Here is a 6,390-nt window from a genome sequence, read left to right on the forward strand (position 1 = left end):
CATCGTGGGTGTAAGTGTGAAGTCTTGTCCGAGAGCCGGATGCGGGAGATCTGCACGTCCGGTTCGATGAGCGGGATGTGGAAACGGAGTCATGGACTCTCGATTGCGACACCGCCAGACGAAAGAGGCGGCAACAGTTGAGAGAGTCCTAAAGCAACCGCGCCACATCTCGACTCTACCGAAAGCAGACGATCGTGGGTTCCACAAAGCCACCTCTCCAGGCGCGACCATCTCAGTAGGTTGTACTTGCGATTCGCCCAACAGCAAGCGAGGGCCTTACGTGACCGAAAACCACGAGACTCCGATAACCCTATCGCGTGAGGATCTCTACGAACTCGTCTGGTCGAAACCAATGCTCGAGCTGGCAAAGGATTTCGGTATTTCCGATGTGGCCTTGGCGAAGCGCTGCCGGCGGCTGGGCATCCCGGTTCCGGGGCGGGGCTATTGGGCACGCATTGATGCGGGGCAGAGGCCCTATCGCCCCAAGCTCCCGAAACGAGAACCCGAGTGGTTTGATCAGGGAGCGCTCACTGTTGCACCTTCCAACGACGTACCACCCACTTCCAGCAAGCCTCCGTCCTCTGGGATGGACGGGGCATGGCTTGCGCAGCGTTTGGCCTTTGAAGAACAGCCCGCCAACAAGATCGAGGTGCCTGCCACCACCCGAAGGTGGCACGCGACGATCAAGCGCTGTCGTGACGACCTTGAACAGGCTGCCGAAGAAATGCGCGCGTCTCGCAAGGCGGATGATCGGTACGAAAAATGGCCCGAATGGCGCAAGCGGACCGAGTTCGCCCGCGAGACGTGGGCGTGGCGACATGTCAAAGACAGGGGCCAGCGACTTCGGGACACTCATAGCCCCGTTGCCTACCGAGTCTCTCTCGACAGCTACAAGCGGGCCTTGAGCCTAACCAATGCTCTCGCACTAGCCGCGGCGAGTCGCGGATTCACCGTGACCGAAAACGAGGAGATCGGCCGGCTCGTCTTTGCGGGCCACAACACCGAGATTCACTTGCGTATCACTGAAATGCTCGAAGACAGGACGCGGCCAAAGGTTCGGTATGACGGGAAGACCGAACAGGAACGTTACAAAGTACCCACCGGTCGGCTTCGAGTGACGCTTCAGGCGGACTATCGGCAAGGCCCATCCTTCGAAGACCGCGATTCGAACAAGCTGGAGTCGCAGCTGAATCGTGTGTTCGCGGGCATCTGTCGACTGGTTGTGAAGGTATGGGAAAAGGACAGAGAGCTCGCTGAGTTTCACCGCAGAATGGAAGAGAGCGAGAGGCGGCGAGCTGAGAACGAACGACTGCGCGTCGAACGTGAGAAGGCCCTTGCTGAGAAACGAGCTCGGGAGCGATGCCTATCCATCGAGACGTTGCGCTGGCTCAGATCAAAACGAATCTGCGAGTACGTCGCTCACATTCTGGCGACTGCCAATGATCGTGGGGTTTCTTCGGAGTTGATCGGTATTTGGTCCGAGTGGGCGCTAGGGGTGGCTTCCGAGCTTGACCCGACAGATCGGCGTATGAACGAGGTTCGACAGCAAACATAAGGCTTTGCCACAGCACCTCGGGCAACGATTGCTGAGACTTGCCTGCATGGGTTGCTGGAGTCCGCTCGTCCTATCTTCGCGTCACGGTTTCAAATCACTTTGCACTGAAACGCGAACAGTATTGAAGGTCCGGCCGTGCTTCGCTTGGCAATGGAAGGTCAAGTGAGGAGCAAGCATGCATGTGCAGCAGGCAGCGGCCGGAGGGCAGGGCTGCATACAGGGGATGCACGATAGGCGTGAGTCCGTAGAACTAGCTTGTGCGGCCAATGCCTCCGCGCTCGAACTCAATGTCGGGGCGTTGCGTCCGTGGCTCGATGATCCGGAGGTCACGGAGCTGTGCATCAACCGGCCGGGCGAAGCCTTTCTGGAGTCGCGCGGTGGATGGCGTCGTGAGCCGCTGGAGTTCGCCAGTTTTGACTGGTGCCGGCGCTTCGCCAAGCTCATTGCCCATGCCGGCCGGCAACGGGTGGATGAGACGGCGCCGCTGCTGTCGGCATCCTTGCCCCGCGGCGAGCGAGTACAGATTGTGTTGCCGCCGGCGACTACGGCAGGGCAGGTCGCCCTTTCGATTCGACGGCCCTCGGATCACACCTGGACACTGGCGCAGCTTGCGCAGCGCGGACTGTTCCGGACGACAAGATCCGCGACGAGTGAGCTGGATGCGAGTGAGGTGGAATTGCTGCGCCTGCTGCAGGCGCGGGAGTTCGAGTCGTTCATGCGGCTTGCCGTGCGCAGTCGCAAGAACATCCTGGTGTCGGGGCCGACCGGCAGCGGCAAGACAACCTATACGAAGGCGCTGATCCGGGAAATCGATCCGCAGGAGCGGCTGATCACGATCGAGGATGCGGCGGAGCTGGATCTCCGCGCCCATCCGAATCACGTGCGGCTGTTCTACAGCAAGGATGGACAGGGCCTGGCGCGGGTGACGCCGAAACAATTGCTGGAAGCATGTCTGCGCATGCGGCCGGATCGCATCCTGCTGGCGGAGCTGCGCTCGGAGGAGGCTTTCGATTACCTGCGCAACGTGAACTCGGGACATCCGGGCTCGATCACGAGCATTCATGCGGCGAGTGCGGAGCTGGCCTTCGAGCAACTGGTGCTGCTCGTCAAGCAAAGCCAGGGCGGACAGGAGCTGGCGCGGGCGGACATCAAGCAGCTGCTGTACCTCTTGGTCGACATCGTGATCCAGTTCGGCGTCGACTCGCACGAACGCTACGTCAAGGAACTCTGGTATGACCCGGCCCGCCGGCATCGTGCCTTGGCGCAGGTGGGCTGAGCGCCGGTGGCTGCGGCTCGCGGCGGGCGCGGCCGGGCTGCTGCTGAGCGGGTATCTCGCGGGATATCTGTTTCTGTGGTCGATGCGGCTGGATCCGTTCGCTGCAACGCCGATGACCGTGGCGCGCTATCTCTACTTCCACGCGGATCGACGGGACGTGCGACGGCATGCGTTGGCGAGTTCGGCGGTGGCGGGCGGCGTGGTCAGCGTGCTCGCGGCGACCCTGCTGTGGCCGAAACGACGCGCTCTGCATGGCGATGCACGGTTCGCGAGTGCATGGGAAGTTGCCGGTGCCGGGTTGCTCGGTGAGTACGGCATCATCCTGGGCGAATGGCGCGGGCGGTGCCTGATGCTCGATGGTCAGCAGGGCGTGGCGCTGGCGGCGCCGCCGCGCAGCGGCAAGGGTGTCGGTGTCGTGATCCCCAATGCACTCAACTGGCCGGGATCGCTGGTGTGTGTCGACATCAAGCGCGAGAACTGGACGCTGACGGCAGGCTACCGGCAGCAGCAGGGACAGCCGTGCTTCCTGTTCGATCCGTTTGCGGAGGATGGGGCGACGGCGCGCTGGAATCCATTCTTCTATGTCTCACGCGATCCGGCGCGGCGGGTGAACGACCTGCAGCGCATTGCCGAGATGCTCTATCCCGATCCGCCGAATGTCGATCCGTTCTGGACGGCCTCGGCGCGCTCGCTGTTCCTTGGCATCGCGATGTACCTGTTCGAAACGCCGTCGCTGCCAGCCACGATCGGTGAGGTGCTGCGGCAGGGGATGGCCTCGGATGATGAGGGTTTCGGGCAGCACTGGACACGGCTGATCGAAGGACGCAACAGCGGACGCTTTCCGTTGTCGCCCCAGTGCGTGCGGGCGTTGTACGACGTCATTGACCTGGCGCCCGTGACGGCGTCCAGCATCCGCAAGACGTTCACCTCGCGCCTGGACTTGTGGCTGAACCCGATCCTGGACGCAGCGACGTCGGCGAACGACTTTGATCTGCGGGAGCTGCGGCGTACGCCGATGTCGATCTATGTCGGCGTCAACCCGGATGACCTGCATCGGCTGCGGCCGGTGCTGAGTCTGTTCTTCCAGCAGGCGATCGGGCTGCAGACGCGCGAACTGCCGGAGCGCAATCCGGCGCTTGCGCACCAGGTCATGATGCTGCTCGATGAGTTCACGGCACTCGGGCGTATTCCGATCATTGCCGAGGCGATCTCCTACCTGCCGGGTTTCAACGTACGGGTGGTGCTCGTGATCCAGACGCCGGCTCAGTTGCGCGAGGTGTATGGAAACAACGGCGCGGAGACCATGCTCAAGTCGCTGGGCGCGCGCATCGCCTTTGCGCCGAAGGACTTCAACGATGCCCGGGAGATCTCCGAGGAGCTGGGCTACACGACGGTGAAGGTGAAGAGCTGGTCGACGCCGGTGGCGCAGTGGTTCACGGCGAAGGCGCCACGCGGGCGCAGCATCAACGTGAGCGAGCAGCGCCGTGCGCTGCTGCTGCCGCAGGAAGTGAAGGAACTGGGCGCGCAGGAGGCGATCGTGTTCTGTGAGGGTCTGCGACCGATCCGCTGCCGCAAGCTCAGGTATTTCAGCGATACGCGATTTCTGGGAAGGCTGGTGGCGCCGCCGCTGCTCTCGTCACGACTGTCGGTGGTTCAGACGGGTGCGGCAGGCGAGGGTGCGGTGATCGCCGCGGATGCCGCCGCCGCGGCGGGCGAGGGCCGGTCAGTGCAGCGGGCGACGCACTCGCGTACGCGCGAGCCGACTCTGGACGACATCGATCGGATCGAGTCGCTGACGCTCGATGACTATGCGGTGGACGTCGATCAGATCGAACTACCGCTGGATCGGCCGGTGACGGAAGGCGAACTGCAGGCAGCGGCCGAGCAGTTCCTGCAGTCGCTGCGAGAAGGTTAGGAGGCGTTATGGCAGTCGAGAAGCGCGAGAGAATGGCGGCAGGCGATGCCGCAGCGACGAAGCCACTGCACGATGATGCGGTAGGGGCGATGCCGCGCCGCCGTACTCCCGCAGAGAACGCGATCCGGTGGATGGATGCACCCAGGGCAAAGAAGGCATCGACGCCGGTGGCTGTCGCGTCATCGGCAGTGAGTGAATCCGCGAGCACGCGGGAGGTCAGATGGCGACCGCAGGCGGATGCATTGCCCGCGCTCGTGCAGGGGCACTTCGTGCAGGTGGGCAGAAGCTACTACTTCAAGGACGGAGCGCGCGCGTTCACGGATCGCGGGGCGAAGCTATCGACACCGAGCGAGAACACTCAGTTGATACGGGACCTGGTGGCGATTGCGCAGGCACGCGGCTGGCTGCGTATCGCGGTCAGCGGGAGCGAGCGGTTCCGGCGCGAGGCGTGGGAGGTGGCGCGTGAGGCGGGGCTGGAGGTCAAGGGTTATCGCGCGAGCAGCCTCGATGAGGCGCGACTGGCGCGGCGGATGGCGCGCAGCGACGTGCCTCCATCAGTCGAGCGGAACAACGACGCGCGTGCGGCGTCGGCGGCCCAGGTGCGCGAGCCGACACCGGGTGCACCGCGCCAGCATGTCGGGCGCCTCATCGAGCATGGGGTTGCGCCCTACCAGCATGATCCGCACGAGCCGATGTCGTACTTCGTGAGGCTGGAGACGCAAAGAGGCGAACGTGAAGTGTGGGGCGTGGACCTGGAACGCGCCTTTCGCGAGTCGCTGTCGCGTCCGCAGCCGGGCGATGAAGTCGTGGTCCGCGCGGTGCGGCGCGATCCTGTCACGGTGAAGCGTGGGCGGACGGAAGCGGGCGAGACGACACAGCGGGAGCTGGCCACGCATCGCAACCGCTGGAGCGTTGAGAAGCAGCAGTTCCTGGAGCAGCGCGAGCGCGCAGCGGAGGTACTGCGCGACCCGGCGGTGCCGGCAGCGCGTGGCAGCCGACAGCATCCGGAGCTGTTGGGGGCATATTTGCAGATGCATGCGGCGGAGATCGCATCCAGGCGGTTCCGCGATCCGCAGGATCGAGAGCGGTTCGTTGCGGTGGTGCGCTCGGCGCTGGCGGACTCGGTGGCCAGGGGAGAGCCGTTGCCGGCGGTGCGGATGCGGCAGTCGGAGGTCGAGCGACGTGCCGTGGAACAGGGACGACCAGCGCCGGATCGAATGCATCGGGACCGGGAACGTTGAACATCGAGAAGCGCGCTCATGGAAAAGCGTTTCAACGACGAACTCGTCCTGGGAGAACTGGTGAAGCACGGCGCGGCGAAGTACCGATTCCAGCCCGAGCATGAGCTGTCGTACTACGTGAAGATCCAGACGCCAGAAGGCATGCGTTTTCTGTGGGGGAAGGATCTGGAGCGCGCCATCCGTCAATCGATATCGCAGGTCAAGGTCGGCGACCGGGTCGGTGTGCGACGCGTGGCGAGCGAGACTGTTCTGCCGTGCGTGGTCGTGCGCAAGGCGCATGGGCCGGAGCCACCATCGTTCCATCGTACCCGCTGGCTCATCGAGAAGCAGGCGTTCCTGCTCGAGCGAGCGAGGCTTGCGCGGCGGCTACGTGATGAGCGAACCGATACCGGTAAGGTGATGA

General features: G+C 63.8%; 4 protein-coding genes and 1 pseudogene. All 5 read left to right on the plus strand.

Annotated features, from left to right (window positions below):
* Positions 1–280 precede the first annotated feature (280 nt).
* Entirely contained in the window at positions 281–1,555 is a 1,275-nt protein-coding gene (locus V7D81_RS22640) for a hypothetical protein (RefSeq protein WP_324320595.1), read from the plus strand.
* Positions 1,556–1,778: 223 nt separating this feature from the next.
* On the plus strand, positions 1,779–2,831 hold the full coding sequence (gene virB11, locus V7D81_RS22645) for a P-type DNA transfer ATPase VirB11 (RefSeq protein WP_324320597.1): 1,053 nt from the start codon (positions 1,779–1,781) through the stop codon (positions 2,829–2,831).
* On the plus strand, positions 2,788–4,746 hold the full coding sequence (locus V7D81_RS22650; RefSeq protein ID WP_324320599.1) for a type IV secretory system conjugative DNA transfer family protein: 1,959 nt from the start codon (positions 2,788–2,790) through the stop codon (positions 4,744–4,746). Before virB11 ends, V7D81_RS22650 begins: the two co-directional genes overlap by 44 nt.
* Before the next feature lie 32 nt (positions 4,747–4,778).
* On the plus strand, positions 4,779–5,987 hold the full coding sequence (locus V7D81_RS22655; protein ID WP_324320601.1) for an LPD7 domain-containing protein: 1,209 nt from the start codon (positions 4,779–4,781) through the stop codon (positions 5,985–5,987).
* Positions 5,988–6,005: 18 nt separating this feature from the next.
* A pseudogene (locus V7D81_RS22660) lies at positions 6,006–6,390 on the plus strand (hypothetical protein); the annotation flags it as partial.

The organism is Povalibacter sp. (assembly GCF_036735925.1).
Classification (GTDB): Bacteria; Pseudomonadota; Gammaproteobacteria; order Steroidobacterales; family Steroidobacteraceae; genus Steroidobacter.